Genomic DNA, 707 nt, shown 5'->3' on the forward strand with positions numbered 1-707 from the left:
GCCAGTTTTCTTCCCCACCCGCTTCTAATAATGAAATCATGCGCTTAAACGGATAGGTGTGAAAATTCACCTTATAATCTGAGTTGGCAAAAATCGCGTTGACAATATCCGTCACGATCCCGGCGTGTTGTTGTCCTTGTTGTTCGATTTGAAATGGCCTTGCTTGGTCGGCGATAACGTAATAATTCACCTCTTCAGCGGCGGTCGCAGCACTGACAGCCATACAACTAAAAGCCAATACACGTAGAAGTCCTTTCATCCTATCCTCGATTATTATTTGCTCACGACTATATTTAGAGTAGCGCAAGATTATCGGAGTGATTTCATATGGATGTAAAAGAGCGAACTCAACGCCGGTTTAGTATCGGTAACCAGCTTATGCTGGCGGTTTTAACGTTGAGTTTGATCTTTACGTTAGTCATTTCTGCCATCAGTTTATATCGTGATTTTCAAGAAGAGTTGTCCCATCTCGACACCGACTTAAAACAAGTGGAGTCGAGCTACCTCTCCAGCTTTTCAGCCAGTTTGTGGGTTGAAGACCGTGAACTGTTACTCACCCAAGCGCTGGGAGCGATGCGTTTGCCATCGGTGGATTACCTACGGATTGCTACCAAAGACGAAGTTATCATCGAGCTCGGAACAGAAATCAAGCAAGATGTGGTTGAGAGGCGTTGGCCGATGCAGTTTAGTGTGGGGGAAAAAACGTT

General features: G+C 45.1%; 1 protein-coding gene and 1 pseudogene. One reads left to right on the forward strand and one right to left on the reverse strand.

Annotated features, from left to right (window positions below):
- Positions 1–259 (reverse strand): transporter substrate-binding domain-containing protein (locus R7E78_RS26645; protein ID WP_411913775.1); only part of this gene is annotated, 259 nt, incomplete at its 3' end.
- Positions 260–327: 68 nt separating this feature from the next.
- Between R7E78_RS26645 and R7E78_RS26650 the strand changes: the two are divergent.
- Positions 328–707, forward strand: a pseudogene (locus tag R7E78_RS26650) (hybrid sensor histidine kinase/response regulator); the annotation flags it as partial.

It is taken from the genome of Vibrio sp. YT-19(2023), from assembly GCF_033337395.1.